The organism is Bradyrhizobium sp. WYCCWR15520 (assembly GCF_056174665.1).
On the sequence record NZ_JBWBWM010000010.1, the window covers coordinates 169169 to 195288 of the forward strand.

The 26120-nt window shown below is 63.3% G+C and carries 22 protein-coding genes and 1 pseudogene; 11 read left to right on the forward strand and 12 right to left on the reverse strand.

Going from position 1 to position 26120, the window contains the following annotated elements; genetic code table 11:
• Positions 1-339: 339 nt before the first annotated feature.
• Positions 340-651, reverse strand: coding sequence for a hypothetical protein (locus AC0QUY_RS13655; protein ID WP_475387257.1), 312 nt, complete (start codon positions 649-651; stop codon positions 340-342).
• A 31-nt stretch (positions 652-682) separates the two neighbouring features.
• Here AC0QUY_RS13655 and AC0QUY_RS13660 point away from each other — a divergent pair, with 31 nt between their 5' ends.
• The 5 genes from AC0QUY_RS13660 (at position 683) to AC0QUY_RS13680 (ending at position 9109) form a co-directional block, all read left to right on the forward strand.
• On the forward strand, positions 683-2119 hold the full coding sequence (locus AC0QUY_RS13660) for a CoA transferase (RefSeq protein WP_475387213.1): 1437 nt from the start codon (positions 683-685) through the stop codon (positions 2117-2119).
• Positions 2120-2223: 104 nt separating this feature from the next.
• A complete protein-coding gene (locus AC0QUY_RS13665; RefSeq protein WP_475387214.1) occupies positions 2224-3468 on the forward strand; it encodes an efflux RND transporter periplasmic adaptor subunit in 1245 nt (414 codons plus the stop codon).
• A gap of 25 nt (positions 3469-3493) precedes the next feature.
• Entirely contained in the window at positions 3494-6613 is a 3120-nt protein-coding gene (locus AC0QUY_RS13670) for an efflux RND transporter permease subunit (RefSeq protein WP_475387215.1), read from the forward strand.
• A gap of 105 nt (positions 6614-6718) precedes the next feature.
• Positions 6719-8182 carry a hypothetical protein gene (locus AC0QUY_RS13675; RefSeq protein WP_475387216.1) on the forward strand — a complete coding sequence of 488 codons (1464 nt, stop codon included), beginning with the start codon at positions 6719-6721 and terminating at the stop codon, positions 8180-8182.
• A 15-nt stretch (positions 8183-8197) separates the two neighbouring features.
• Positions 8198-9109, forward strand: coding sequence for a methylenetetrahydrofolate reductase (locus AC0QUY_RS13680; protein WP_475387217.1), 912 nt, complete (start codon positions 8198-8200; stop codon positions 9107-9109).
• Here the strand turns inward: AC0QUY_RS13680 and AC0QUY_RS13685 are convergent.
• A pseudogene (locus AC0QUY_RS13685) lies at positions 9097-10060 on the reverse strand (amidohydrolase family protein). The gene AC0QUY_RS13680 and the pseudogene AC0QUY_RS13685 overlap by 13 nt on opposite strands.
• A 270-nt stretch (positions 10061-10330) precedes the next feature.
• Here AC0QUY_RS13685 and AC0QUY_RS13690 point away from each other — a divergent pair.
• The gene (locus AC0QUY_RS13690) at positions 10331-11929 is read left to right on the forward strand and encodes an FAD-binding oxidoreductase (protein ID WP_475387218.1); all 1599 of its coding nucleotides are present in this window, start codon (positions 10331-10333) and stop codon (positions 11927-11929) included.
• A 35-nt stretch (positions 11930-11964) separates the two neighbouring features.
• Here AC0QUY_RS13690 and AC0QUY_RS13695 read toward each other — a convergent pair whose 3' ends face one another.
• From AC0QUY_RS13695 to AC0QUY_RS13720, 6 genes are all read right to left on the reverse strand, one after another.
• On the reverse strand, positions 11965-12246 hold the full coding sequence (locus AC0QUY_RS13695; protein ID WP_475387219.1) for a hypothetical protein: 282 nt from the start codon (positions 12244-12246) through the stop codon (positions 11965-11967).
• Positions 12247-12257: 11 nt separating this feature from the next.
• Positions 12258-12599, reverse strand: a complete 342-nt coding sequence (locus tag AC0QUY_RS13700) for a hypothetical protein (protein ID WP_475387220.1) — start codon at positions 12597-12599, stop codon at positions 12258-12260.
• Positions 12589-13689, reverse strand: coding sequence for a hypothetical protein (locus AC0QUY_RS13705; protein WP_475387221.1), 1101 nt, complete (start codon positions 13687-13689; stop codon positions 12589-12591). The genes AC0QUY_RS13700 and AC0QUY_RS13705 overlap by 11 nt, the downstream gene beginning before the upstream one ends.
• On the reverse strand, positions 13682-14104 hold the full coding sequence (locus AC0QUY_RS13710; protein ID WP_161853016.1) for a hypothetical protein: 423 nt from the start codon (positions 14102-14104) through the stop codon (positions 13682-13684). The genes AC0QUY_RS13705 and AC0QUY_RS13710 overlap by 8 nt, the downstream gene beginning before the upstream one ends.
• Positions 14105-14137: 33 nt before the next feature.
• Positions 14138-15109: an alpha/beta fold hydrolase gene (locus AC0QUY_RS13715; protein ID WP_475387222.1), complete on the reverse strand. Its 972-nt coding sequence runs from the start codon at positions 15107-15109 to the stop codon at positions 14138-14140.
• A gap of 129 nt (positions 15110-15238) precedes the next feature.
• Positions 15239-16654 (reverse strand): TolC family outer membrane protein, encoded by a 1416-nt coding sequence (locus AC0QUY_RS13720; RefSeq protein WP_161853018.1) that lies wholly within the window; start codon positions 16652-16654, stop codon positions 15239-15241.
• 343 nt (positions 16655-16997) lie between these two features.
• Between AC0QUY_RS13720 and AC0QUY_RS13725 the strand changes: the two genes are divergently transcribed.
• Entirely contained in the window at positions 16998-18845 is a 1848-nt protein-coding gene (locus AC0QUY_RS13725; RefSeq protein WP_475387223.1) for an acetyl-CoA hydrolase/transferase C-terminal domain-containing protein, read from the forward strand.
• 149 nt (positions 18846-18994) lie between these two features.
• Here the strand turns inward: AC0QUY_RS13725 and AC0QUY_RS13730 are convergent, their stop codons facing one another.
• Positions 18995-19774 carry an enoyl-CoA hydratase gene (locus AC0QUY_RS13730; protein WP_161853020.1) on the reverse strand — a complete coding sequence of 260 codons (780 nt, stop codon included), beginning with the start codon at positions 19772-19774 and terminating at the stop codon, positions 18995-18997.
• 116 nt (positions 19775-19890) lie between these two features.
• Entirely contained in the window at positions 19891-20574 is a 684-nt protein-coding gene (locus AC0QUY_RS13735; protein ID WP_161853021.1) for a hypothetical protein, read from the reverse strand.
• 293 nt (positions 20575-20867) lie between these two features.
• Between AC0QUY_RS13735 and AC0QUY_RS13740 the strand changes: the two genes are divergently transcribed.
• Together AC0QUY_RS13740 and AC0QUY_RS13745 are read left to right on the forward strand one after the other, a co-directional pair.
• Positions 20868-21413 (forward strand): sigma-70 family RNA polymerase sigma factor, encoded by a 546-nt coding sequence (locus AC0QUY_RS13740; protein WP_475387224.1) that lies wholly within the window; start codon positions 20868-20870, stop codon positions 21411-21413.
• A 2-nt stretch (positions 21414-21415) separates the two neighbouring features.
• Entirely contained in the window at positions 21416-22054 is a 639-nt protein-coding gene (locus tag AC0QUY_RS13745; RefSeq protein WP_161853023.1) for an NrsF family protein, read from the forward strand.
• Positions 22055-22064: 10 nt separating this feature from the next.
• Here AC0QUY_RS13745 and AC0QUY_RS13750 read toward each other — a convergent pair whose 3' ends face one another.
• Positions 22065-23174: a DUF2336 domain-containing protein gene (locus AC0QUY_RS13750; RefSeq protein WP_161853024.1), complete on the reverse strand. Its 1110-nt coding sequence runs from the start codon at positions 23172-23174 to the stop codon at positions 22065-22067.
• A gap of 62 nt (positions 23175-23236) precedes the next feature.
• Positions 23237-24385 (reverse strand): GGDEF domain-containing protein, encoded by a 1149-nt coding sequence (locus tag AC0QUY_RS13755; RefSeq protein WP_475387225.1) that lies wholly within the window; start codon positions 24383-24385, stop codon positions 23237-23239.
• Between the two features lie 418 nt (positions 24386-24803).
• Between AC0QUY_RS13755 and AC0QUY_RS13760 the strand changes: the two genes are divergently transcribed.
• Together AC0QUY_RS13760 and AC0QUY_RS13765 are read left to right on the forward strand one after the other, a co-directional pair.
• Positions 24804-25373, forward strand: a complete 570-nt coding sequence (locus AC0QUY_RS13760) for a sigma-70 family RNA polymerase sigma factor (RefSeq protein ID WP_057863256.1) — start codon at positions 24804-24806, stop codon at positions 25371-25373.
• On the forward strand, positions 25370-26086 hold the full coding sequence (locus tag AC0QUY_RS13765; protein WP_475387226.1) for a hypothetical protein: 717 nt from the start codon (positions 25370-25372) through the stop codon (positions 26084-26086). Before AC0QUY_RS13760 ends, AC0QUY_RS13765 begins: the two co-directional genes overlap by 4 nt.
• Positions 26087-26120: the final 34 nt, after the last annotated feature.

A 26120-nucleotide genomic window follows, 5' to 3' on the forward strand; every position in this document is an offset into this window, starting at 1 on the left:
GGCGAAGTCGTGTGGTTCGGGCGCCGCGGTGCTGGCGTTAAGTTCTTAAGAAGCGAAGCTTCTCAGGGATGACGGAGGCAAGAAAGCCGTTCTCCGGGAAGAGCACGAAGTAAGTCGTAAAGCCATTGCGCAGGGAAGGCCGGAGTGTTTCCGCTGTACCTGTATGCTCGTGTGCATTTTTCCTTATGCGCAACGGCACACGAGACCTCGGGTGCAGCAAGCACCCGGTCTTCCCTGCGCCCTCTGCATGAGAGGAGGGCAAAAGAAGATGCAACCTCGGGCGCAACATGCCGCGAGATCGCGAAACTGTATCCAATGACGTGGAAAGTCCGCAGTGTATTACTCCGGCGCCGCCCCAACCGGCGGGCCGCCGGGCGGCCGGTGCAAAAAGGTGATCGTCGCATAGGCGCCGACCCACGAACCAATTGCTGCGAAGGCGACGTAGACCCAGTTCTCGGTGTAGCTGATGACGGCGTAGGAGGAGAGCAAATACCAGATGCTGCTCCAGGTCGCCGCCGGCACGCGCTTGCGGTGTACCACCGCCGAAGTGAACATCACATAGACCGCGTCGGTCCCTGCGGTCGCAAGGAAAACGGCTCCCGCCGTCAGGGGTCGATGGCAGCCATTGCAACTCCTCTCCTGGTCGGGCAGATCTTCCAAAGGCTAGGGAAGAGAGGCATTGATGCAAAGCCCCCTGGGAATCCTTCGCGACATCTGGACGTCGGCCGGCGGCGATCCGTCCGCACTTAACGCGCTCACATTGACCGGCGACGAGCCGCAATTGCCATCCTCGTTTCGCGTCGCCGCAGCGGCGCAGGTCAGCGTCGCCGCGAGCGCGCTCGCCGCGGCGGAGATCTGGAAAATGCGCAGCGGACAGGCCCAGCACGTCTCGGTCGATATGCGCCACGCCGTGGTCGAATGCCGGAGCGAACGTTATCTGCGCGTCGACGGCAAGCCGCCGCCGCCGGCCTGGGACGCGATCGCCGGTGTCTACAAAACCCGCGATGGCTTCGTGCGGTTGCACACCAACTTTCCGCACCACCGCGACGCCGTATGCAAGGTATTGAACTGCAAGCCCGAGCGCGACGTGGTTCAGGCCGCCTTGATGCAATGGGAGGGCGAAGCCTTCGAGACCGCGGCCTATGCGGATGGCGGCGTCGTTGCCTTCATGCGCTCGCATGACGAATGGTCGGCGACGCCGCATGCCAAAGCGCTCGCCGGATTGCCGCTGATCTCGATCACGAAAATCGGCGAAGCCGCACCAAGACCGTGGCCCGAGGGCGAGCGGCCGCTCGCCGGTCTTCGCGTGCTCGATCTGTCGCGCGTGATTGCAGGTCCCGTGGCGGGGCGAACGCTCGCAGCCCATGGCGCTGATGTGCTGCTGATCTCGGGACCGGATCTGCCGGCGATCCCGTGGCTCACGATCGATACCGGCCGCGGCAAGCTGACGAGTTTCGTCGAACTCAAGACGGAGCCGGGCCGGGCGGTGTTGCGGGAGTTGCTGACTGAGGCCGATATCTTCTCGCAAGGCTATCGGCCGCGCGCGATCGCCGGCCTCGGCTTCTCGCCGGAAGAAGCGGCGCGCATCAATCCCGGTATCATTTATGTCACGTTGTCGGCCTATGGTGCCGCCGGCCCGTGGGCGGCGCGGCGCGGCTTCGACTCGCTGGTGCAGACCGCGACCGGATTCAACCATGCCGAGGGGCAGGCGGCCGGTGTCGATGGCCCTAAAGAATTGCCGGCGCAGATGCTCGACCACGCCACCGGTTACTTCATGGCGTTCGGCGCCATGATGGCAAAAGCACGCCAGGCGCGTGAGGGTGGCAGTTGGCACGTTCAGGTGTCGCTGGCGCAGACCGGGCGGTGGCTGTGGAATCTCGGGCGGGTCGCCGGCGGGCTGGATACCCGGGATCTTACGGGGGAAGCGGTGACGCCGTTCATCCAGGAGGTCGATTCAGGCTTTGGTGCGCTGCGGTCGGTCCGGCATTCCGCGGTTTTGTCGAAAACCCCGGCGTTTTGGGCTCGTCCGGCAATGCCGCTCGGTACCCATCCACCGCTATGGCCGGCACGCGAAATGAGGCAAGCATCGGGCGGTCAGCCTCAGTTCTCCAAACTTTAACCTCGCGGCCAGGCCCGATTTTCGATTTTTAGGTTGTCTACAGCGCCAAATGGGCACTATTAGCGCAGGGTGAGACAAAACGTCGCTGAATGGTTCCGGGTCGGATGCTCAAGGTGTTTACGAAGCGATTGCAGATCGTTACCCGGCAGCGGCTGACCGTGGCCATCGGTCTGTTGGCCCTGGTCGGTGCGGGCGCCTACGGCTACGCCCAGATCGGCGGTCCAAAGCGCGAGCATTCGGAAATCTCGAGCCAGTCGCGCAGGGGATTGCAGCGCTACACGCCGAGCGCCGCCGAATGGGCCAGCCTGACCATTCAGCCTGTCACCGAACGCGGCTTCCGCGCCGAGAACGTCACCGAAGGCAAGATCGCGATCGATGAAGATCGCTCGACGCCGGTGTTCTCGCCATATGCAGGCCGCGTCACCAGGCTGCTGGCCAAGCCGGGCGACAGCGTCGTCAAGGGCCAGCCGCTGTTCGTGATCGAGGCGGCCGACAACGTTCAGGCGCAAAACGATTTCATCGCGGCGATGACCGCCATGAACAAGGCGAAGTCCGCGCTCGATCTGGCGCAGTTGCAGGGACAGCGCGCCAAGGACCTGTTCGAGGGCAAGGCGGTCCCGCTGAAGGATTATCAGCAGAGCCAGGCGACACTGATTCAGGCGCAGAACGACATGCGCTCGTCGGAAACGGCGGTGCAGGCGGCGCGCAACAAGCTGCGCCTTCTCGGCCTCACCGACGATGACATCGCGACCTTCCAGGAGAAGGGCCGCATCAATCCCGAAATCACCATCTTCGCGCCACTCGGCGGCACCGTGGTCCAGCGCAAGATCGGTCCCGGCCAATATGTCAACGCCGGCGCCAGCGACCCCGTCTATGTGATCGGCGATCTCTCCACCGTCTGGATGACGGCGTTCGTGCGCGAAAGCGATTGCGCCAACGTCGCGATCGGGCAGGAGGTGAGTTTCAGCGTGCTGGCGCTGCCGGGCCGTTCGCTGTCGGCGCGGATCAACTACGTAGCCACCGCGATCGACCCGGCGACGCGGCGGCTGCTCGTGCGCGCCACCATCGACAACAAGAACGGCACGCTGAAGCCGGAGATGTTCGCCAACGTCACGATCTATTCCGCGGGCGACCGCCCGGCAGTCGGCGTGCCGAAACAGGCGCTGATCTACGAAGGCGACCAGGTCCGGATCTGGGTCGCGCATCCGGACAAGACCATTGAACTGCGTCAGATCAAGCCCGGCCTCACCAATGGCGATCTCGTCGAGGTGGTCGGCAATTTGAGGCCCGGCGAGCAGATCGTCACCAAGGGCGCACTCTTCATCGATCGCGCCGCGTCCGGCAGCTGACCCCTCATTGAAAGCTTCGATCTGAATGGATCGCCTGGTCGCCCTAGCAGTCAGCCGCCGCTATTTGATGGTGGGCATGTTCGTCGCCGTGCTGGTCGGCGGCCTGATCGCGTTCAGGCAGCTCAACATCGAGGCCTATCCCGATCCGACCCCGCCGATGGTCGATATCGTGACGCAAAGCCCGGGCCTGTCGTCGGAGGAGATCGAGCGCTACATCACGATCCCGATCGAGACCCAGGTCGCCGGCATCAAGAACCTGCGCACTATCAGAACCATCTCGCTGTACGGCTTGTCCGACGTCAAACTGCAATTCTCCTTCGACTACACCTATGAAGAGGCGCTGCAGCAGGTGTTGAATCGCCTGGCGCAATTGCCGCCGCTGCCAGGCAATGTGCAGCCGTCCATCTCGCCGCTCAGCCCGATCGGCGAGATTTTTCGTTACCGCCTGAAGGGCCCGCCAAACTACAGCGTGCTGGACCTCAAGACGCTGCAGGACTGGGTGTTGCAGCGCCGCTTCCGCGCCGTGCCCGGTGTCATCGACGTCACGGGGTGGGGCGGCAAGACCAAGACCTACGAGCTGCAGGTCGATTTCAACAAGCTGGTCGCCAACGGGCTGACGCTGCCGCAGGTGCTGCAGGCCGTCAGCAACGCCAACATCAATGTCGGCGGCAACACCGTCAACATCGGCGCGCAATCCGCCGTGGTGCGCGGCGTCGGCCTGATCCGCTCGGTCGACGACCTCAACAACACCATGGTGTCGCAGTCCGGCGGCAATCCGGTGCTGGTCCGCGACATCGCCCATGTCACGATCGGCGAGAAGCCGCGGCTCGGCATCGCCGGCCTCGATCAGGACGACGACATCGTGCAGGGCATCGTCCTGATGCGGCGCGGCGAGCAGAGCTCGCCGACCATCGCCCGGGTCGAACAGCTCGTTCGCGACATCAACAACTCCAGCGTTCTGCCGCCCGGCGTGAGAATCGAGCGGATCTACGACCGCAAGGACCTGATCGACATCACCACGCATACGGTGCTGCACAATATGGTGGTCGGCATCATCCTGATCGTGCTGCTGCAGTGGATGTTCCTTGGCGATCTCCGCAGCGCGCTGATCGTCGGCGCGACGATTCCGTTCGCGCTGTTTTTCGCCGTCATCATCCTGGTGCTGCGCGGCGAATCCGCCAATCTGCTGTCGGTCGGCGCGATCGATTTCGGCCTGATCGTCGACGGTACCGTGATCATGGTGGAGGCGATCTTCCGGCGGCTGACCCAGACCACCGCGCTGTCGGAAGCCGAGCGGAGCCACATCTCCTTCGAAACCACGATGGGGATGAAGAGCCACGCCATCCTGTCGGCATCTGCTGACGTGTCGCGCTCGATCTTCTTCGCCGCCGCCATCATCATTGCCGCCTTCCTGCCGCTGTTCACGCTGAGCGGCGTCGAGGGCAATATCTTCGGGCCGATGGCGCGGACCTATGCCTATGCGCTGGCGGGCGGATTGATCGCGACCTTTACGGTGACGCCGGCGCTGAGCGCGATCATCCTGCCCTCGCATCTGGACGAGACCGAGACCTGGGTCGTGAAGCAGCTCGACCGGCTCTATGTGCCGGTGCTGGAATGGGCGATCGCGAACCGCAGGATCGTGCTCGCCGGCGCCGCCGTCCTCGTGCTGATGACCATTGCGTTCGCGCGGCTGCTCGGGCTGGAATTCCTGCCCAAGCTGGAAGAAGGCAATTTGTGGATTCGCGCGACGCTGCCGCCGACCATCTCGTTGCAGGAGGGCAATGCCTACGTCAACGAGATGCGCAGGATGATCCGCGCGCGCCCCGAAGTGGAATCGGTGGTGTCGCAGCATGGACGTCCGGACGACGGCACCGACGCCGCCGGCCTGTTCAATGCCGAATTCTTCGCGCCGCTCAAACCCAACAGCGAATGGCCCGGCACCCGCGACAAGGACGAACTGACCGCGCAGTTGCTGGGGCAGTTGCAGGACAAATTCCCGGGCGTCGAATTCAACTTCTCGCAATATCTGCAGGACAACGTCTCGGAGGCCGTCTCGGGCGTCAAGGGCGAGAACTCGATCAAGCTCTACGGCAACGATCTGCAGGCGCTGACCGATACCGCCAACAAGATCAAATCCGTGCTCGGCACGGTGCAGGGCGTCACCGACCTTGCCGTGTTCACCTCGCTCGGCCAGCCGACCATTCAGATCGACATCGACCGCGCTCGCGCGGCTCGCTATGGCCTGTCGCCCGGCGATATCAACGCCACCATCAAGGTCGCGGTCGGCGGCGACAGCGCCGGCGACATCTACGAGCCCGGCAGCGACCGCCACTTCCCGATCATCGTTCGCCTTGCGCCTGAGTATCGCAAGAGCGCGGAGGCGATCCACAATTTACGGATCGGCGTAGCCGGGCAGGGCGGCATTACGCAGATCCCGCTCAGCGAGGTCGCCTCGATCAACCTGATCTCGGGCGCGGCCTACATCTACCGCGAAGGGCAGGAACGCTATCTGCCGATCAAGTTCTCGGTGCGCAACCGCGACCTCGGCAGCGCGATCCACGAAGCACAGGACAAGGTCGCCGAGCAGGTCCAGCTTCCGTCGGGATCGCGCATCGAATGGGTCGGCGAATTCGGCAACCTGAAGGACGCCATCCGCCGGCTGTCGATCGTGGTGCCGATCAGCCTCGCGCTGATCGGCGTGCTGCTGTTCTTCAATTTCGGTTCGATGGTCGACACCTTGCTCGCGATGAGCGTGATCCCGATGGCGATCTTCGGCGGCGTGCTCGGATTGCTGATCTCGGGGATTCCGTTCAGCGTGTCGGCGGCGATCGGCTTCATCGCGCTGTTCGGCATCGCTGTGATGGACGGCATCATCATCCTGTCGCAGTACAACCAGCTCATCGACGAAGGCTATGAGCGGATGCGCGCGGTGATCCGTACCGGCGAACTGCAACTACGTCCGGTGCTGATGACCTGCGTGGTGGCGGGCGTCGGACTGCTACCGGCGGCACTCTCGGAGGGGATTGGTTCGCAGGTGCAAAAGCCGCTGGCGGTCGTGGTCGTCACCGGCATGATGCTGGCGCCGATCGTGATCCTGGTGACGCTGCCGGTACTGATCTCGGTGTTCTCGCGCCGGGCGCGCTAGAATCCGTGTGGGCACATGCCCATGTTTCCTGCCCACTCGGTTTGTGGTTGACGCAATCCGGCGGTCGTCCCTTGATAGCAGCAGGGACAACCGCAGGAGCAAGCCATGCGGATCGAGGAAAGCCAGGGCACCAGTCAGGTATCTGCAGGCCCAACGAACGGCCACGCACCACCTGCGACGACCGCGCCGACGGCTGAGCAGATTCTCGGCGAAATCCGTGACTACTGCCGCCAGACGCGCACGGCCGAATCGACCTTCGGGCGGCTGGTCGTCAACGACGGCAAGCTGGTGTCGCGCTTGCGCGACGGCGCCAGGATCACGACCGGCACGCTCGACAAGGTCCGAGCGTACCTCGCCGAGCACCGGCCTGCATCGGCCGGCGCGCCGACCAATTCACTATCGGCCAAGCCGCTGAATGGCGAAGCCACCGCCAACACGGTTGCGCCGCCGGGCTTCCGATTCTTCGACAACCGGCAAAAGTATCTGCTGTTCGTCTCGACCTGCAGCGAGAAGACCGAGGTCGGCAACCGCATCTCACTTGAGCTCGGCAATCTGCAGCCCGCGCCGCCGGCGCTGCGCATCTTCGACGCCGGTGTCGGCGACGGCACCGTGCTGTCGCGGGTGATGCGCGCGGTGCACGCGCGATTTCCCACGATGCCGCTCTACGTCGTCGCAAAGGAGATCAGCTACGAAGACGTCCGCCTGATGCTGGAGAAGATGGCGGATCGCCTGTTCGAGCATCCCGCGACCGTGCTGGTCGTGACCAACCTCTATTACGCGGAGGCGCCGTGGCTGACGCCGCGCTCGGTGACCTCGGCGCAAGGCCTGATCTGGAAGGATGTCACGCTGACTGGCAATACCGCGCACGGCTTCGCCGAACAGATCAGCGAGCTCGAGAGCTTCCTCGCTGAGAACTGGCGCGCAGGCATCAGTCCGACCTCGGGCAATCCGGTCTATCAGCGCCCGGTGATCCTGACGCTGCGGCGCGAGGATCATTCGTTCCTGCTCGATCCGATCATGCCGCGGCCCGGCCGCGTGATGGCCGACTACGATCTCGTGATCGCTTCGCAACCCTATCGTGCGCGGGCAAGCGTCGAGTTCAAGGCTTCAAAAGTCGTGACGCCGCTCGTCAAATCGTTGCGACCCGGCGGGCGGCTGATCGGCATCCATTCGCACGGGCGGGATCCCGGCATCGAGATCATCGACCAGGTCTGGCCGGGCGACGACCCCTTCAAGACCGACCGCTACGCCATCCTGCGTCAGGTCAAGCACGAGCTTGGCGCGGCGGCGCGGCATTACAATTTCAATGCGTCATCGGATGCGCGCTCGATCTTCCGTTATCAGATGCACACGCTGCCGGATGAGGTCAGCGGACCGATCGGCACCTCGACGCTGTTCGCCGCCTGGAACGCTGCGATCTACGTGGCGCAGATCGAGGATAACCGGCTATCGGAAGTCGTTCGCGATGGCCGCTATCTCGAAGCCACCGACCGTGTCCTGAAGAAGCATGGTGGCCTGTGGTTCAACGACGAAACCTATGTGGTCTCGCGCCGCCGTGCGCCGGCCTGAGTTTGGGAGGCGTCCGTGACCGTCTCCGATCAGCCATCTCCCAGACTGGCCGCGCTGCTGCCGTCGGCCTCCGTCGAAATCTCCTCGCGCGGGCATCAGCTTGCAGAACTGCGCGACTATTTCGCTGCAGGTACCGACGTCACGATCACGTTCCTGCCCGGCGACAATTATCATCACAACGTCGAGACGGCGGCCGCGCTGCGCCGCGCCGGCTACAATCCGGTGCCCCATATCGCCGCGCGCGAAATGGCGTCGCGGGAGGCGCTCGACGATTTCCTGGCGCGGGCGCGGGGCGAGGCTGCCGTGTCGCGGGTCCTCCTGATTGCGGGCGATGTCGTGGCAGGCAAGGGCCCGTTCAAATCGACGGGCGACATCCGCAACAGCGGCTTGATCGAGGCAAATGGGATTACGTCCGTCAGCCTCGCCGGTCATCCCGAGGGCCATCCCTATCTCGAACTGCCGGATGCGCTGAATGGCCTGAAGGGGTGGCGGGAATGGGGGCGGCGGACGGGAGCGCGGGTCGATATCGTCACCCAGTTCTGCTTCGAGAGCACGCCGATCCTTCAATGGATTGCTGAACTCGATCGAGCCGGCATCGATCTGCCTGTCATCGTCGGCCTTGCCGGTCCCGCAACGCCGGCGACACTGACAAAATTCGCGCTCCGCTGTGGCATCGGCAATTCCATGCGCGCGCTACGGGCTCAGATCGGCCGGTTCGGCCGCCTGCTGACCGACACAGGGCCGGATGACGTCGTCAGGGGCTTGCGGTCGGTGCCGGCGGCCGCGACCGCATCGATCGCGGGATTCCACCTGTTTCCGTTCGGCGGGCTGCGCAAGGCCGGCGCGTGGTTGCGCGACACCGAACGCGGCCCGCTCCAGCACGTGGAGCGGGCCGCGATCTCACACCTCGGGCTTCAGAATCCGTAAAGCTGTGCCGGGTTGTCGACCAGAATCTTCTTGCGGATCGCCGCGTCCGGCGTCCACACCGGAAGCTGGTTCAACAGCTTCCCGTCATCGATCTGGAACAGCGGCGTCACGTCGGTGACCTTCTTGCCGGCTGGTGTAACCGAATCCGGATGCGGCCAGTCGGTGCCCCAGACGATGCGGTCGGGATTGGCTGCGATCAGCGCCTTGGCGAGCGGGATGCAGTCGGTGTAGTCGGGGCCGAGTTTCGAGGAGCGATAGGCGCCGGAAATCTTCACATAGGCCTTGCCCGACTTCACGAGGTCCACGAGGTCGGCAAAGCCGGGCTGCTCGACGCCGAGGGCTGCCTGGGCGCCGCCGAAATGATCGAACACCACCGGCACTGGCGAGGCCATGACCAGATCCTTGACCGCGGTGATCATCGCCGGGTTGGTGTAGATCTGCACGTGCCAGCCGCGTGCCTTCATGCGCTCGACGGCGGTCGTAAATCTTGGCCGCGCGACGTTCGGATCGTTGACGCCGCCGGTTGCGAGGTTGAGGCGGACGCCGCGAATGCCGGCCTTGCCCATGAGATCGAGATCGCTTTCGGACGTCTTGTCGTCGATGACGGCGACCCCGCGCGCGGTCGGCCCCCGCGCCGCCATGCCGAACAGCGTCGCCGAATTGTCGGTACCGTAGATCGAGGGCGTGACGATCACGACGCGCTCCATGTGCAGCGCCTTGTGCAGCGCGCTCATTTCCTCGGGCGAAGCCAGTTCGGGCGTGTAGACGCGGCCGGAGAAGAACGGGAATCTCAGGGTCCGGGTGAATATGGGTGTGGCAGTCGCAGGCGCCCGCGGGCACGTCGAAATTCACCGGCGTCGCGGGCTGCGCCGCTTTGGCCGAGGCGGTTCTGTCGTTCATCATCACTCCGGCTGCGATGGAGGCAAGCATCATACTGCGTCGCGTCAGCATTGGTGTTCTCCCTGGATATTGTTGTTGATTGTTGGCGTCTGGCAGGGCCTCGGACCCGTCAGCTCCGGTGTTCTCCCATCCCCCCGGCACCGGGCGTGTTTCGTCCGCTGAGCGGCCGGAAGCTTATCGGGAGAAGTGAGGCGCGGGAAGGGCAGCCGTGCTTCGGGTTATCGGTTCAGTAACGCAGCCGGTCTATCGAACCGGAAGACGCTTCGATTTGACTAATCCTCCGCCCGCCCAGAATATCTCGCACTCCTCTGGAATCACTTCATGCGAAAATTTTCACAAAAGTTCAAAACCGGCGCGTCGGTCGTTGCCGTGGTCGTCGTGCTGCTCGGCGTTTACAGCTATCGCAAGCTTGTGGCGCTGGCGGCCGATCCCACCGGGGAAAAGGATTGCGGTCCGGCGGTCGGCGGCGGCGAGCAGGCGAAAATCGATCTGGAGCGGATCAAGGCGATTGCGCCGCTCAAGGATGTGAAGTGGTCACAGCTCGGCGGCAGCATCAATGATGCAAGCTGTCTCAGCAAAACCGAGGTCTACGGCGTGGTCGACGTCCGCAGCGTCGACGATATTGCCAAGACGCTGGCCTTTGCACGTGACAACAAGCTCTCCGTCACCACCGCCGGCGTGCGCCACAGCATGGGCGGGCACGCCTTCCGCAAGGGAGGTATCGTGCTTGACATGCGCGGCTTCAACAAGATCGTGCTCAACGAGAGTTCACGATCGGTCACCGTGCAGCCGGGCGCGACCTGGCACGACATCCAGAACGTGCTGCACCCGCGCTTCGCGGTTCGCGCCATGCAGTCGACCGACATCTTCACCGTTGGCGGCTCGATCTCGGTCAATGCCCACGGCATGGACCATCAGGCCGGCGCGCTCGCGAAATCGATCAAGTCGATGAAGGTGATGCTGGCGGACGGGTCGCTGCGCACGGTATCGGCGACGGAGAACCCGGATTTGTTCAACCTCGTGGTTGGCGGTTACGGCCTGTTCGGCGTCATCGTCGAGGCTGAACTCGATATTGCCGACAACCTGGTCTACCAGACCGGCCGTCGCATGATGGACTACAAGGAATTCCCGGCGCTGTTCGCCAATGAGATCGAGAAGGACGGCAATATCGGTCTGATGTATGGCCACCTCTCGACCGCGCCCAGCTCATTCCTGAAGGAATTGCTGCTCTACACCTACACCAGGGTGGAGGGCACCGATTTCAAGCGCGAACCGCTCGGTGAGGTCAGCGGCACCAGATTGCGACGGCTCACCATCAACCTGTCCAAGCAGGGCCCGCTGTTTCAGGAAATGAAATGGCTGTCGGAAAAGCACATCGAGCATCGCATGGAAAGTTGCACGGTGACGCGCGCGCAGGCGATCGGTTCGGCGGAGGCCTGCCTCGTCAACCGCAACGACCCGATGCACGATTCTGTGCCTTATTTGCGCAACTCACTGCCCGACGATACCGACATCCTGCACGAATACTTCATTCCGCGCAGCCAGTTCGTCTCGTTTGTCGACGGCATGCGCAAGGTGCTGACCGACAACAAGACCAATCTTCTCAACGCATCGGTGCGCGTCGTGCATCAGGAGAACAATTTCCTGACCTATTCGCCGGAACCGGCATTCTCGCTAGTGCTCTACATCAACCAGACGACGGATGACGAGGGCAACCGGCGAATGAAGAAGGCGACGGAGGAACTGATCGACCTCACCATCGCGCACAAGGGCCGGTTCTTCCTGCCTTATCAGCTCTATTATTCGAAGGATCAGTTGCAGCGCTCGTATCCGCAGATCAACGACTTCTTCGCGGCGAAGCGCAAATACGATCCGAGCGAGCTATTCACCAATACGTTTTACCAGAAGTACGCGTCGTGACACTGCCCGGCAGAACGGGATTGGCATTGCGTCCATCACAGAAAATCTCGCAGCCTGGCAAGTTCAACGGCGAGTTCGGCGGAGATTACTTCAGGGATCAGTTCGCCCTGAGGGGCAGTATGAATCTGGTAGAGATGACGTTGGCCCAGCGGCTGCGTCAATAACTTCGTTAGGCATTCGTCCAAGGTACCGTCAAGGACCGAGTATGGGATGGGCCACATAACGTCTTTGGCACGCTCGTTGTTCTTCGACGGCCATTTTTTCAGAACAGCGGGCGCGTAGAAATCCGTTTGAGGATACTCCATAAGGTTGGGCATCGCGGTCGCAGTTACAGTGCGGTGAACCGCCTCCGTGGCAGGCCGCTGCAGCCGCCTGCCTGTTCGGCGTCCAGCACAAACAGCGCACCTGCCGCGTACAGACGGCCGACGAAATCGGCGTCGTCGGAACGCGCGATGGTGAAGTAGCTGTTCGACGCAAGAATGCGGCCGTTGGCTTTGGCGATCGCAGCCAGCGCCTGGGACGGCGGGCCAATCACAGCCATCGACTTGCCGGGCGCCGAACCGAACGTCAGCGTAACGACCACGGCGAGCCAGCCGACGGTGACGAGGGTGATCGCACCGGCAATCCGGCCCCATCGCAAACCTTCACGCAGGCGCCCGTCAGTAATCATAGAAGTGCTCAATGCTCGCACCCATGGCCTTGAGCTCGCGGTTGATGTCGACAAGTTTGTCGATCCTAGCCTTCAGGCCTGCCCGGCGAAAGCCGGGCCGCGCATCCAGTTCTAATGAAAACAGCTCCATCGTGCCCTTGATGTCGAGTTTAGCGGCATCGGGGACAATCACCGTGATGAGGATGTCGTGATTACCCGCGATCTCCGCAACCCCATAACCCTGATCCAGCAGGCCCTTGAGGATGTCGGTAAAATCCTTGTAGCGCGGCGTCTGCACCAATTGCCATTGCGGGGTCAGCGCGCGGATCGGTTTGATGCGCGGCTCCTTCGCCAGCACCGCCGGCGGTAGCGTCGCGACCGCAAACATGATTTCGCGCGGTTCGTTGTCGCCACCGGCGTCGAGCGCCTTATGGATCAGCGAGGCATAGCCGATCTTGACGAAATACTCCGCGCCGAGCGCGAAGTCGCGCTCCCAGCTGCGCATGTTGCTCGGCGTCGGGGCAGAGATCGCGAACAGGCCGTCGAGCTTGTCGCGGAACGGATATTTGTACCAGGGGATGGTATAGAGGAAGGCGGCATAATCCTGCAGCACGGCGCGGCCGAATTCGTCTTGCGGCGTGCGCTTCTCGCCCCTGATCCATTCGAATACGCGGCCGATGGTATTCTCGTAGAATCCCTTGATGGCGTATTCGACGGAATAGCTGATGCCGATGACGTAAATCATCGTCTTCACTTCGGTCAGCGAGTCTCCCGTCGGGGGCACGGCGCGATTGATGGTGCAGAAGCTGCGCCAGAACCCGAAGATGTGACCGAGATAGCCAAAATGGCTTTCGCTGGAGCGGTCGAGGAAACGTCCGAAATCCTCGAAGGAATAGACGATGTACCATTCGGGAAAGGTGAAGAACGTGTTGTTCAGCTTGCGCCGGTAGCCCGCCTCGTCGATCGCGGGCAGGGGCACGACCGGTGCGCTCGCCGCTGTTGCGCCGGACGACGGACGGCACGTACCCTCGATATAGGCCAGCGGCAAAAGCACCGTCAGTGCAATCAGGATTGCGACGACAGCGAGGACGCGCCGCAGCCACTTAAGCATGAACGGCGGTCCGCGTCCGCGGCGCCAGCAGATATCCGATCAGGATCGCCACGCCGCCGAGGCCGAGATGGGGTGCATTGGCGAAGAACCGCGTCGAGAGCGGCAGGTTGAGGACGCCATTGATCAGGATGCCGAAGTCGAGATAGCCGCTGCCGGTGAGCAGGCCAAGCATGCCGTCGGCGAAATAGAACACGCCGAACAGTTGAAAGAACAGTTCCGAGGCGCGACGCGAGGTCATCGCCGCTGCGGCCGCCCATAGCGCCGAAACCAGATGCAGCCCATCGGCATACCAGGTGCGGCGGAACAGGCCGAAGATCATGTCATTGGCGTCGATAAAGGCAGGGATGTAGCCGGTGAGAATCACGAAGCCGAGCAGGGCGGCATAGCCCCAGGCGCACAATCTGATGATGTCCATGATATCTCCGGCCGGTTCGAATCTCTGCCCAGTCTAGAGTTTTGCAAGCGTCTTGAGCAGGGCGTCGTTGAACATGCCGGGGTCCTCGATCTGCGGAATGTGGCCAAGCCCCGGCAGCAAGGTCAGGTTCGTATCTGACGGCAGCAGCGTTTGGAGATCGCGCGCCTGCTCGACCGGCGTAATGGTATCCTTGTCGCCCCACAGGATCGCGACCGGGACTTCCAGCTTCGCATAGGCAGTGCGGTCCGCACTTGCCGCACCCGTGTCGGTGCCGAGGAAATAATAAAGCCAGTCGGCGATGTCGCTTGTGCTGTCGCGCTGGGCCAGCGGCCTTTGCAGGATCGCAACATATTCCGGCAGCGCGCGCTCCTTCTTCGCGATCATCGATTGCAGCAGCATTTGCGTCGCGATCGGATTGGTGATGGTCAGCGACACCAGGATTTCGCGAATCCATTGCGGCTGAACTACCCAGGGCGCGGCCGATGGCGTGGCCGTCAATCCGAGGGCCGCATCGACCAGCACCAATCCGCGTGCCCGATCCGGATATCGCATCACCAGCTCAGTCGCAGCCCCGGCGCCGAAGGAGTGTCCGACGATGATGGCGGGCGGGGCCTCCAATGTATCGAGCACGTCGTTGATTCGGGCAGCCTGGTCCTGCCGCGTATAGTTGCCGGGACGATCCGAGAACCCGAACGGCGGGAGATCAAGGGCGATCACATGAAAGCCGGCCGATGCCAGCGCGTCGCTGGTCTGCCGCCATAGCTCGCTCCACGCCGCCGTGCCGTGAAACAGCACCACGGGAATGCCGTTCGCCGGGCCCTTCTCCTGCACGAAGACGCCGCCCGATCGTGTCGGCACCAGATGGCCGGTCCTTGGCGCCAGTTGGGCGCGCATGCCGGTCTCGCGTATCGACGCCGCCATGCGAAACGAGGTGATCACAAGGATGATCGACAGGACGAGGACCAACAGGCCGTTGGCCGACCAGCGCAGGATGTTTGAAACCACGAGGCCTCGCAAAATCCATCGAAATAAAACGGGGGCGGGAACCCCTGAGTTTTAGGCCAACGCCGGTTACTGGCGACTGAAAATACCCGACATGATCAGCGTCCGGTTAACACAGGGAGAAAATACAACCTACTGCCCGGATGGCGTCCGCAAGCCGTGCCAGGCGTCGCGCACCTGATGGTAGTGCACTTCAGGCAGATAATCCGGCGTGTTGAGGCCGAGGTTCTTGACGTCGAGCCGGCCAACGGCGCTGAGCAGCGTATAGGAGGCGATCACGCGGTCGCGCTGCGCGCCGATCAGCCGCGCCTTGGCCAGGATCAGGTCCTGCTGCGCGTTCAGCACGTCGACCGTGGTGCGCTGGCCACCGGCGGCCTCCCGCTGCACGCCCTGCAGCGCGACGGTGGCGGCGCGGACTTCGGCTTCGGAGGCGGTGACCGCAATCTTGGCGCCCTCGTTGGCAACCCAGGCGCCGACCGCGGCGGTGCGGGCCTGGTTGCGGACCTGATCCAGCACCTGCCGGCTTTGAGTAGCGATTTCCTTGGCCTGCCGGGTCTGGGAGGCGGCCATGCCGCCATCATAGATCGGCTGGGTGAGCTGGGTGGTTATGGAGGCCTGATCGGTCCCGAAGGTGCCGAGGGTTGGATCCGACTGCTTGCTGCGGCTGGCGCTGCCCTGCAGCGTGATGGTCGGCATCAAGCTGCTCTCGGCGACGCGGATCGAGGTAGAGGCGACGTCGAAATCGAAGCTTGCCGCCATCACCGCCGGATGTTCGCGGAAGGCAAGCCCGGTGGCGTCGTCGCGGCTGCGCGGCAGCAGGCGATCCACGGTGTCAGCGGGCCGGAGTTGGTTGGGTGCGTTGCCGATGACCTGGGCATAGGTCGCCTGGCTGACGGCGAGGTTGACCTCGGCGGCGTTCAGATCGGCGCGGCCCCGGCTCAGGCGAGCCTCGGCCTGCGCGGTATCGGTCGGCGTGACATCGCCGGCATTGAGTCGCTTCTGGGTGATACCGAGCGTCTCCTGCAGGAACGCCACGTTGGCGCGCTGCGCTTCCACCAGCGACTGGTTGGCGAGCACGTTGGTATAGACCGTGACCGCATCGAGCAGCACGCCCTGGCCGACATTGCGCAGGGCTTCGCGACCGGATTGCACCTGCAGCTCCGCCACGCGGACGCTGTTGGCGGTCTTGAAACCGTTGAACAACGTCTGGGACACGGTCACCCCGATGGTCCAGGGCTTCAGGTTCGCCGACTGGACGGTGTTGTCGGGCAGCAGGTTGCGCACTGCCTGAAAGCCGGCGGAGAGAGTAGCGATGATCTGCGGCCGATAACCCGAAAGCGCCTGCGGTACGTTCTCGTCCGTGGCGCGCTGGCGGGCGCGTTCGGCATTGAGCGCGGGATTGGTCTGGTAAGCCTTGGCCAGCGCGTCGGGCAGGCTTTCGCCATGCGCGGCCGGTGCCGCCAACACGAAGCAACCCGCCGCAAGGCAAATGCCCGATCGAAGCAACCGTCGTGTAACCTGGCCAACCCCTGCGGCGCGCCTTGCCATTTGATCCCGTAGCCAACACGAGAACGTGATAACCCTGCTTCGAGTCATCCCGCTCTGTCTTCCTGTTTGGGCATGATCTTCAGAAATGGCGGTTACCCCGTCATTCCGGATCATGCGTTGCTTGCTCGCCCCCGCCGACAGCCCCGGCTCGTCTACCTGTTTAGGGGGCACCGTGGCCACAGGCAAACTGCCGCGCGACATCAGTACATTAATTCGGTGAAATCCGTGCTTGGCTGTTGCCGGTTCGTCACAGACGAAGTTCAGCGGCAAATGCGCTATGGTCCGGTGGCTGGCGTCCGACTCAGGGCGGTTGGCTTCCAAGCTGTGCCCGGGTCCGCAACTGATGCCAAAGCTGTTTTCCGATCCCGAATCAATCGCGGAGGACATCATCCGCGATGTCGGAACCGACCTCGTAGTCGGCTTGCCGCTCGGGCTTGGCAAGGCCAACCATGTCGTCAACGCGCTCTACGCGCGCGCCGTGGCTGACCGCTCGATCAAGCTCACCCTGTTTTCGGCGCTGACGCTGGAAAAGCCGCGGCCCTCAAGCCTGCTCGAACGGCGCTTCATCGGCCCGGTGATCGATCGCCTGTTCGGCGGATATCCTGACCTCGCGTATGCCAATGCGCTGCATGCCGGTGAATTGCCGCCCAACATCCAGGTGATCGAGTTCTTCTTCCTGGCCGGCAAATGGCTGCGCGTTCCGTACGCGCAGCAGCATTACATCTCCGCGAACTATACCCATGCCTCGTCCTATCTGCTGACGCGCGGGCTGAACGTCGTCACCCAACTGGTGGCGAAACGCGTGGTCGAGGGCATGACGCGCTACAGCCTGAGCTGCAACACCGATACGACGCTCGACATCCTGCGCGCCCGCAACGAAGGCCGGGCATCTTTCAAGCTGATCGGGCAGGTCAATTCGGAGCTGCCGTTCATGCCAGGCGCTGGCGATCTGCCGGGTGATGAATTTTCTGCTGTCCTCGACAGCCCCGAGACGGATTTTCCTCTGTTCGCGCCGCCGGCCGAGCCGGTCAGCGACACCAAATATGCGATCGGGCTTCACGCGGCGGGCCTCGTGCCTGACGGTGGCACGCTGCAGATTGGCATCGGGCAGGTCGGCGATGCATTGGCGCAAGGGCTGATTGTCCGCCACCGCGACAATACACAGTTTCGCGCCATCATGAAGCGGCTCGGGCCGGGCGCCGAACCTGCGCAGATGGGCCCGTTCGACAAAGGACTCTATGGCGTCAGCGAAATGTTGATCGATGCGTTCCTTGGCCTGATCGATGCGGGCATTCTCAAGCGCGAGATCGATGGCGCGGTGCTGCATGGGGCATTTTTTCTCGGGCCGAAATCGTTCTATCGCGCGTTGCGCGAGATGCCGGCCGAGCAACTCGCGCGCATTCAGATGATGCCGGTGTCCTTCACCAACCAGCTCTATGGCGACGAGGAGGCCAAGCGCCGCGCGCGGATCGATGCGCGCTTCATCAATACCGCAATGATGGCGACGCTGATGGGAGCTGCGGTCTCCGATGGCCTCGAGGATGGCCAGGTCGTGAGCGGCGTCGGTGGTCAGTACAATTTCGTCGCGCAGGCGTTCGCGCTGCAGGGCGCGCGATCACTTCTCGCGCTGGAATCGACTCGGCCGGCCGGTCGCAAGACGCTTTCCAACATTCGCTGGAATTACGGTCACCAGACCATCCCGCGGCATCTGCGCGACGTGTTCGTCACCGAATATGGCGCAGCCGACGTCAGGGGCAAATCGGATGCCGAAACCATCGCGGCGATGCTGGCGGTCACGGACTCCCGCTTCCAGGATGAACTGGCTGGGATCGCCAAGGACGCTGGCAAGCTGCCGAAGACGTATGAAATTCCGCGCGCCCACCGCGAGAACTTTCCGGAACGAATCATGGAAGCCTTGAAGCCCGCGCGCGAGGCCGGGCTGCTGCCGTCGTTTCCGTTCGGCAGCGATTTTACCGAGGTCGAGCAACGGCTGATCCCGGCGTTGCAGTTGCTGCGCGAGGCGCAGCGAACGCCGCTGCTTCTGCCTGGCTTGTTGTGGCAGGGAATGACGCAGCCGCCGGATGCTGCGAAGCGCGAATGCCTGAAACGGCTCGGTCTCGACCGCCCGACGACGTTTGCCGAGCGCGGTTACCGCGCCTTGGTCAATGCGGCGCTGGCGCGGACGAAATAGCGAGACAACGAAAATATCGAAAACAACCCCATGCAAAGTAGCTGTAGCGCCATAGGGTGCGCAAAGCCCACCTTTGCTTGCATCGGACGCCAGAATGGTGGGCACGGCGCTAAGCGCCTTTGCCCATCCTACGCAATTCGAGCAAAGCGCTACCTGTTCTTGTTGACCGGCTTGCGCTTCTCGATGAACGCCGCCATGCCTTCGGAGCGGTCTTCGAGCGCAAAGGTCGAGTGGAACAGGTTGCGCTCGACATTCATGCCCTCCGACAGCGGCGTCTCGAACGCGCGGTTGATGGCTTCCTTGGCCATCGCGGCCGCGGGACGCGACATCGAGGCGATCTTTTCGGCGGCCGCCAGCGCCTCTTCCATCAACTTGTCGGCCGGCACAACGCGGCTGACCAGGCCGGAACGCTCGGCCTCCGCGGCATCCATCATGCGGCCGGTGAGGCAGAGATCCATCGCCTTGGACTTGCCGATCGCACGCGTCAGCCGCTGGGTGCCGCCGATTCCGGGGATGGTGCCGAGCGTGATTTCGGGCTGGCCGAATTTTGCAGTGTCGGATGCGATGATGATGTCGCACATCATAGCGAGCTCGCAGCCGCCGCCTAGCGCATAGCCGCTGACGGCTGCAATCGTGGGTTTCCGGCAGGTAGCGACGCGGTCGCCGCCGATGGCAGTGAAATCGCTGGAGAACATGTCGATGAAGCTTTTCGGCTGCATCTCCTTGATGTCGGCGCCGGCGGCGAACGCCTTTTCGCTGCCGGTGAGCAGGATGCAGCCGATCTTGTCGTCGGCCTCGAGGTCATCGACAGCCGCCGCAATCTCGCGAAACACGCCGAACGAAAGTGCATTGAGCATTTTCGGCCGGTTCAGCGTAATGATGCCAACCGCGCCCTTGCTCTCGACAATGATGTGTTCGAACGTCGCCATGATCCACCCCGGTGCCGCTTTTGCGGTGCGCAATGTGCCCGCAGCCGGGGTGGGCTTCAAGTGGGCGAGGCCGGTTCCGGACGCGCCTTGCCGCGTCCGGACCGCGAGGGCCGCCGCTACGCCATTAACATGCGCGCGGCCGAGGCCATCGTCAGCAGGGCGCCGAAGGCGATGAAGATCTTTCCGATCAGCGAGGTCTTGTCCAGGGTGGAACTGTCGTTGGCAGCGGCCTGAGCGGAGCCATCCGATGCCGGTTTGGCCGAAGCCATCGCGACCGTCTGCGTGGAAGAGGTCTCGGCCGGGCCCACCTGCAGCGCGCGGTCGACGTCATTGAGCTGGTCGGAGGCAACCACGGCTGCTTCAGCCGGCGGCGCCTCGGCGTCTACAGGCTTTTCCGCCGCCGCCTGCAGGACCGTATTGGCCTTCTCGGACATGGCCGCCGACATCCCCTTGGCGCTATCGGCTGGCGCGTCGGCCGCGGTCATCTGGGCGTTGGCGTTGGCGAGCCATTCGGGAATCGCGGGCGGAGTGCCGCCACTGGCATCGGCGACCTGCTTTTCCTCAGGCTTCTTGGTCTCGTTGGTCTCGGTGGATTTCGCGGCCCCGCGTGTGGTTTTGCGATGGGCGTCGCGCTTCTTCAGGGATTGCTTGACGGACTTGGCGGGCGTCGCACTCTCCGATTTCGAGACGGCGGCGGCGTCATCTGCGCCCGCGGCCATCGCCGGTAACGGTACCGCGAAACCTACCAAGAACCCTGCCGTAATAATCAAGGCCGACCGCGCGCTGGCTTTGATTGTCATTTATGGAATCTCCCCATTGGCCGCCGCCCAGCGGCGAAATGAGACCCTGCGGGTGTCCGCAGCACGGCAGAAAAAGGGAATCTTCGGGCAACACCCGGCAAAAGCTGGGCAATCGTGTTGCTGCCGACCGGATGCGGGCTCGCGCAATCGATGTTATGAGCCTGCCATCGTGCGGGCGGCCGATCCGATTCCCGGACAGGCAGCCGACCGGGACCTTGGATCACGACTCCGTGATCGAATTGTCCTGACGTAACAAATTGAAAGATCGACCGAATTGCAGGGTAGGAGCGCGCGTGCGCGAGCGGGATGACGAATGGACCGGCCTGATGCGGTCGGCCATCGCAGGCGACAGTGCGGCGTATCACCGCCTGCTCAAGGCCGTCACGCCGGTGCTCCGGGCCGCGGCGCGCCGCGGTCTGGCGCGGGCAGGGCAACCGGTCGATCAGTCCGAGGACATCGTGCAGGATATTTTGCTGGCGGTTCATCTGAAGCGGCACACCTGGGACGTTAGCGCCCCGTTTGCCCCATGGTTGTTTGCGATCGCCCGGAACAAGCTGATCGATGCGCTGCGCCGCCGCGGCCGGCGCATTTTCGTCGATATCGACGATTTCGCCGAGACGCTGCCGGGCGAAACGCCGGCCGAGACCGCATCGCCAAGCGAGGTCGCGACCCAACTTCAGACGCTGCCGGCGCGGCAGCGCGACGTGCTGCAGGCGATCGCGGTCGATGCCGCCTCGATCAAGGATACGGCGGCGAAATTTTCGATGAGCGAGGGCGCGGTGCGGGTGGCGCTGCATCGGGGGCTCGCCAGCCTGACGGCGAAGCTACGGGAACGGTGAGAATGGATACCGATCAGCTCATTCGAACGTTGGCTGCCGACAACGCGCACCGGGCGCGCCCCGTTGGCTTCGCACTGATGCTGGCGCTATTGGCCGCTGCACCAGTCTCGCTATTGATGTTCTTCACGGAACTCGGCGTCAGGCCCGACGTGATGGTTGCGATGCGCAATCCGTTCTTCGACCTCAAATTCGCAGTGACGCTGGCGCTGGCGATCGCGGCGATTGCCGTCAGCCTGCACCTGTCGCGGCCCGAGGCCTCGCTGCGGGGATTTGGCTGGCTGCTGCTGGCGCCGGTCGGGATCCTGGCCGCGGCGATCGGCGGCGAGATGATGATGCCGCAGCGATTGCCGATGATGACGCGGCTGGTCGGCAAGAATTCATCGACCTGCATGGTGGCGATCCCGCTGATGTCGCTGCCGCTCCTTGCCGGTGCGCTGCTCGGATTGCGTCACGGAGCGCCGTCACGGCCAGCGGTTGCCGGCGCCATCGCTGGACTGTTGTCGGCGGGATTGGCCGCGACGCTCTACGCATCACACTGCACGGATGACTCCCCGCTGTTCGTGGCGGCCTGGTACACGATCGCGACCGCGCTGGTGACGGCGATCGGCGCGCTCGCCGGGGCGAAGCTGCTGAAATACTGAAACTGCGAACCTACGCCGGCACGTTCTGCTGCATGCGGTGAAAGCGCAGCACTTGCTGCGCCGTCGACGGCCGCAACCGCTCATAGGTGTCCTGGCTGGCGACAAGATCGGTCGGCTCCGCGCCGGACAGTTCGTCGCGCATCCTGATGATGGTCCTGACTGTCGACCATGACAGCCCGGCGACCTTCGCCAGGATCATCACGCCTTCGGCCCGGCTTTCGATCATCATGTTCTCGGCGATCGCAACCGATACGTTGGCGAGCGCCGCGATCGAGGCGTTGGCTTCGTCGAATTTCCCGGCCTTGGCAAACGATGCCACCTCCGATTCGTCGAGCCGACCGTCCTCGTACAGCGACTTGACCAGCGCGTGCGCAATCGCAGTGTCCCTGGTGATCGTTGAGGTCGCCGAGCGCGCGCGCCGCGTCGCCTCCTTGACCACGGTCGGCACCTCGGCCGCCTGCTGGGGATTGGCGGCCTCCAGCCGCTGCCGCACCGTGTCGGAGGCCTTGGCGAGCAGTTTCAGATAGACATGCCGCGGTACCGACGGACGCAAGCCGATGCAGGCCGTGAGATCGTCGTCGCCTTCGGCGCGGTTGACGAGGCGGGTAAAACCGCGCTCGGTGAATTCCGCGCCGGGGTTGTTGACGGTCGACGCGACCACTTCGTCATTGCCGCGCTGGACCAGCACGTCGGTGACCGCGCCACTCAGGGTCTTGCGGGTCGAGATCGCCATCAAATGCGCCTGGCTCTTGCTGCGCGCGTTCTCGATCAGGGTCTTGTCGTCGAGGCGCGCCGATTGCGACAGCACCGGACCCGCCACCTCGATGACGTCATCGAATGCGAGTGCGCGGATGGTGAGCGGTGGCGCAGTGTCGATCGGAGCCAGGCGGTTGGCCAACAGCATCTTGGCCGAGGTTTCGATGTGATCGATCAGGCACTGGAAGACGTCGTCGAACAGCCCGATCTGCTCGTCCGAATAATCCACCGCGCCGTTGATGAAGAGGTCGGTCACCCGGCGCAGGGTTTCCACCCGGCGAGCGACGGTTCCGTGCGCGAGCGTGGACTGCAACTCGTCGAGCAGACTTCCGGGGGAGGGAGAAATGGCGGTCTTCGAAATCATGACTCTATCCTGGAGCAAAAGCCGGCAGCGGATTCTTCGCCGTCGGAGCTGAAAATGTTGGATCAGGCGCTGGTAATACGGTTGCGTCCCTGCGCCTTGGCTGCATAAAGCGCGCTGTCGGCGCGCGCGAGTAATGTGTCTGAAGTTTCGTTCGGATTCAGCATTGCAACGCCTGCCGACATCGTCACCTTCATGCCCGGCGAGAATGCGCTCCAATCGAGCTCGGCGATAATAACCCGCAGGCGGTCGAGCGCCCGCATGGCCTGGCCGGTGTCCATGCCGGGCAGCACCAGCAAAAATTCCTCGCCGCCATATCGGCCGAACCGGTCGACGCTGCGGATGTTGGCGAACGTGGTGATCGAGAATGTCCGCAGCACCTCGTCGCCCGTCGGATGGCCGTAGGCGTCGTTGATGCGTTTGAACCAGTCGAGGTCGATCAGCGCGATGGAGCAGGGCGATCCGCCGCGGGCTGCGCGATCAATCTCCTCCTCCAGCATCCGCATGATGCTGCGGCGGTTGGACGACCCGGTCAGCTCGTCGAGCTCCGCAAGCTCCTCGATCCGCTTGTACGCCGCCTTCAGTTCGAAGCTGCGGTCATAAAGCATCTTGCGCATGGTGGAGCCATACAATCCCACGAAGGCGCATTGCCCGATCGTGAAGACAAAGGAAAGCATGGCTGCGACGCGTTCGATCTGGGTGGTGATCGGCAGGCCGATCGGGGTGTTGGCAAAGAGGAAGATCGGCGCCAGGCCGATCATGGTCAGCGTCCAGGTGATGATTGCCTGCCGGGACGTCATTCGCAGCGCGCCGAACCCGAAGATCAGGAATACGACGCTCAGGAAGGCAAATCCGATTTCGGGCGCCGCCAGCAGAAAGCCGAGCTGGAGCGCGACGTGGCCGGCGACCTGGAAGATCGTGAGATAGTGGTCCTCGAACCGGTCGTTGAAGTGAGCTTCCGACAACACGACGAAGATCGAGACCAATCCGATACCGGAAAGGAAATAGGCCGACGGGATGATGATCGGGACGGTGCCGGCGTAGCAGTAGACCAGCAGAACCGAGGTGATGAGCGAATAGCTGACGCCCTGGACCGCGAGCATGTGGCGGCGCTGGCTGACCCGGCGCTTCAATACTTCCGACGGCAGGCGGACCGGGCATGCGGTCGCACTGTGGGAGGCTTGCCCCTGAAGCAATGAAGCCGCGCTGCTCATGTCCCGTCGCTGTTGGTGTATGCCCGACGAAACTTTAGGGAATAAAGCCTTTAGGTTTGGTATCTTTTGAGGTCGAATCGGGTCCGTTAAAACCCTGCCATTGCACTGTTTTCGCAATAGAATCTGCCGAATTCCGATAGTATGGAACCGGACATTGCGGAAACCCTGACCGTCGCACAGAGGCTGTCCTGCTGGCGAAGCCTTGATAAGGTCGGGGTGGCGCGTCTTTAGGAAAGTGTTTCCGTATTATGGTACCAATAATGGGGCTCAGCTCGTTTCCGCCGGGAAAATGGCCGGACCGTGTCCGTCTGTGGGGTAGGTCACACATGCAATTCCGGCATTCCCGTAATGTGAAGAATCTCACTCTTCCCATCGAACCGCCGGCCACTCCCGTCCGACCAACTTTGCGAGACGGCCATTGAGCGCGACACAGGCGGCTTCAGATGAAGTTCTGATCGCTCGGATCGCTCAAGGCGACCGGCTCGCCATGCAGGTGCTTTACGGAAGGCACCATGTCAGGGTGTTCCGTTTCGGGCTTCGGCTCGTAAGGGACGAACAGATTGCGGAAGACCTCATCAGCGAGGTTTTTCTCGATGTGTGGCGTCAGGCTGGCAAGTTCGAAGGCCGATCCGCCGTTACCACCTGGCTCCTGGCGATTACGCGGTTCAAGGCACTTTCGGCACTTCGGCGCCGCAAGGACGTTGGACTGGACGACGAAACCGCGAACGCGATCGAGGACACGTCCGACGATCCGGAAGTGGTGGTGCAGAAGAAGGATACGGGTGAAGCGTTGCGCAAGTGCCTGACGGCACTTTCGCCAGAGCATCGGGAGATCGTCGATCTCGTCTACTACCACGAGAAGTCCGTGGAAGAGGTGGCCGAAATCGTCGGTATTCCGGAGAACACCGTCAAGACGCGCCTGTTTTATGCGCGCAAGAAATTGGCCGAGTTGCTCAAGGCAGCAGGCATAGAGCGAGGTTGGCCATGATGGCAGCGAGCAAAAAAATGCTGGATCACGAGCCCAGCGAAGTCGAGACGCTGTTGCCCTTCCACGCGGCCGGCACCCTGAACGCGCGCGATGCGCGCCGCGTCGAGGAAGCGCTCGCCAGCGATCCCGAACTGGCCCGGCAATACGCCGTCATCCGCGAGGAATATGCCGAGACGATCAGCCTCAACGAGAGCCTGGGTGCGCCGTCCGCGCGCGCCATGCAAAAGCTGTTCGCGGCGATCGACGCGGAGCCGGCGCGCGAGCCGGCGCGTTCGGTCAGCCTGTCGGCCCGGGTATCGGAATTTTTCGCACGGCTGTCGCCCCGCACGCTGGCCTGGTCGGCGAGCCTCGGCGCCGTATTGCTACTGTTGCAGGCCGGCGTCATCGGCGCGGTGCTGATGAAGAATCAGACCGCTTCGTTCCAGACCGCGTCGCTGAGCGTGAACGAGCGGTCGTCTTCGGCGCCCATCACCCGCGATCTCGGCGTTGCGGCGACGCCGCCGCGCGCGCTGGTGCGGTTTGCGCCGGAAGCCCGTATCGCCGACATCACCGCTTTGCTCGACAATTACCAGGCCTCGATCGTCGACGGCGCCAAGGGCGGCATGTTCCGCGTGCAGTTCGGCAACAAGACGATGAGCAAGGACGAGGCCGCAAGCCTGTTGAGCAGGCTCCAGCGCGAGAAGATCGTCAGCCTGGCGGTCGCAACGCCGTAGAGTCTCCGGCGCGCCCCGGGAAAGCCGAGGTCCC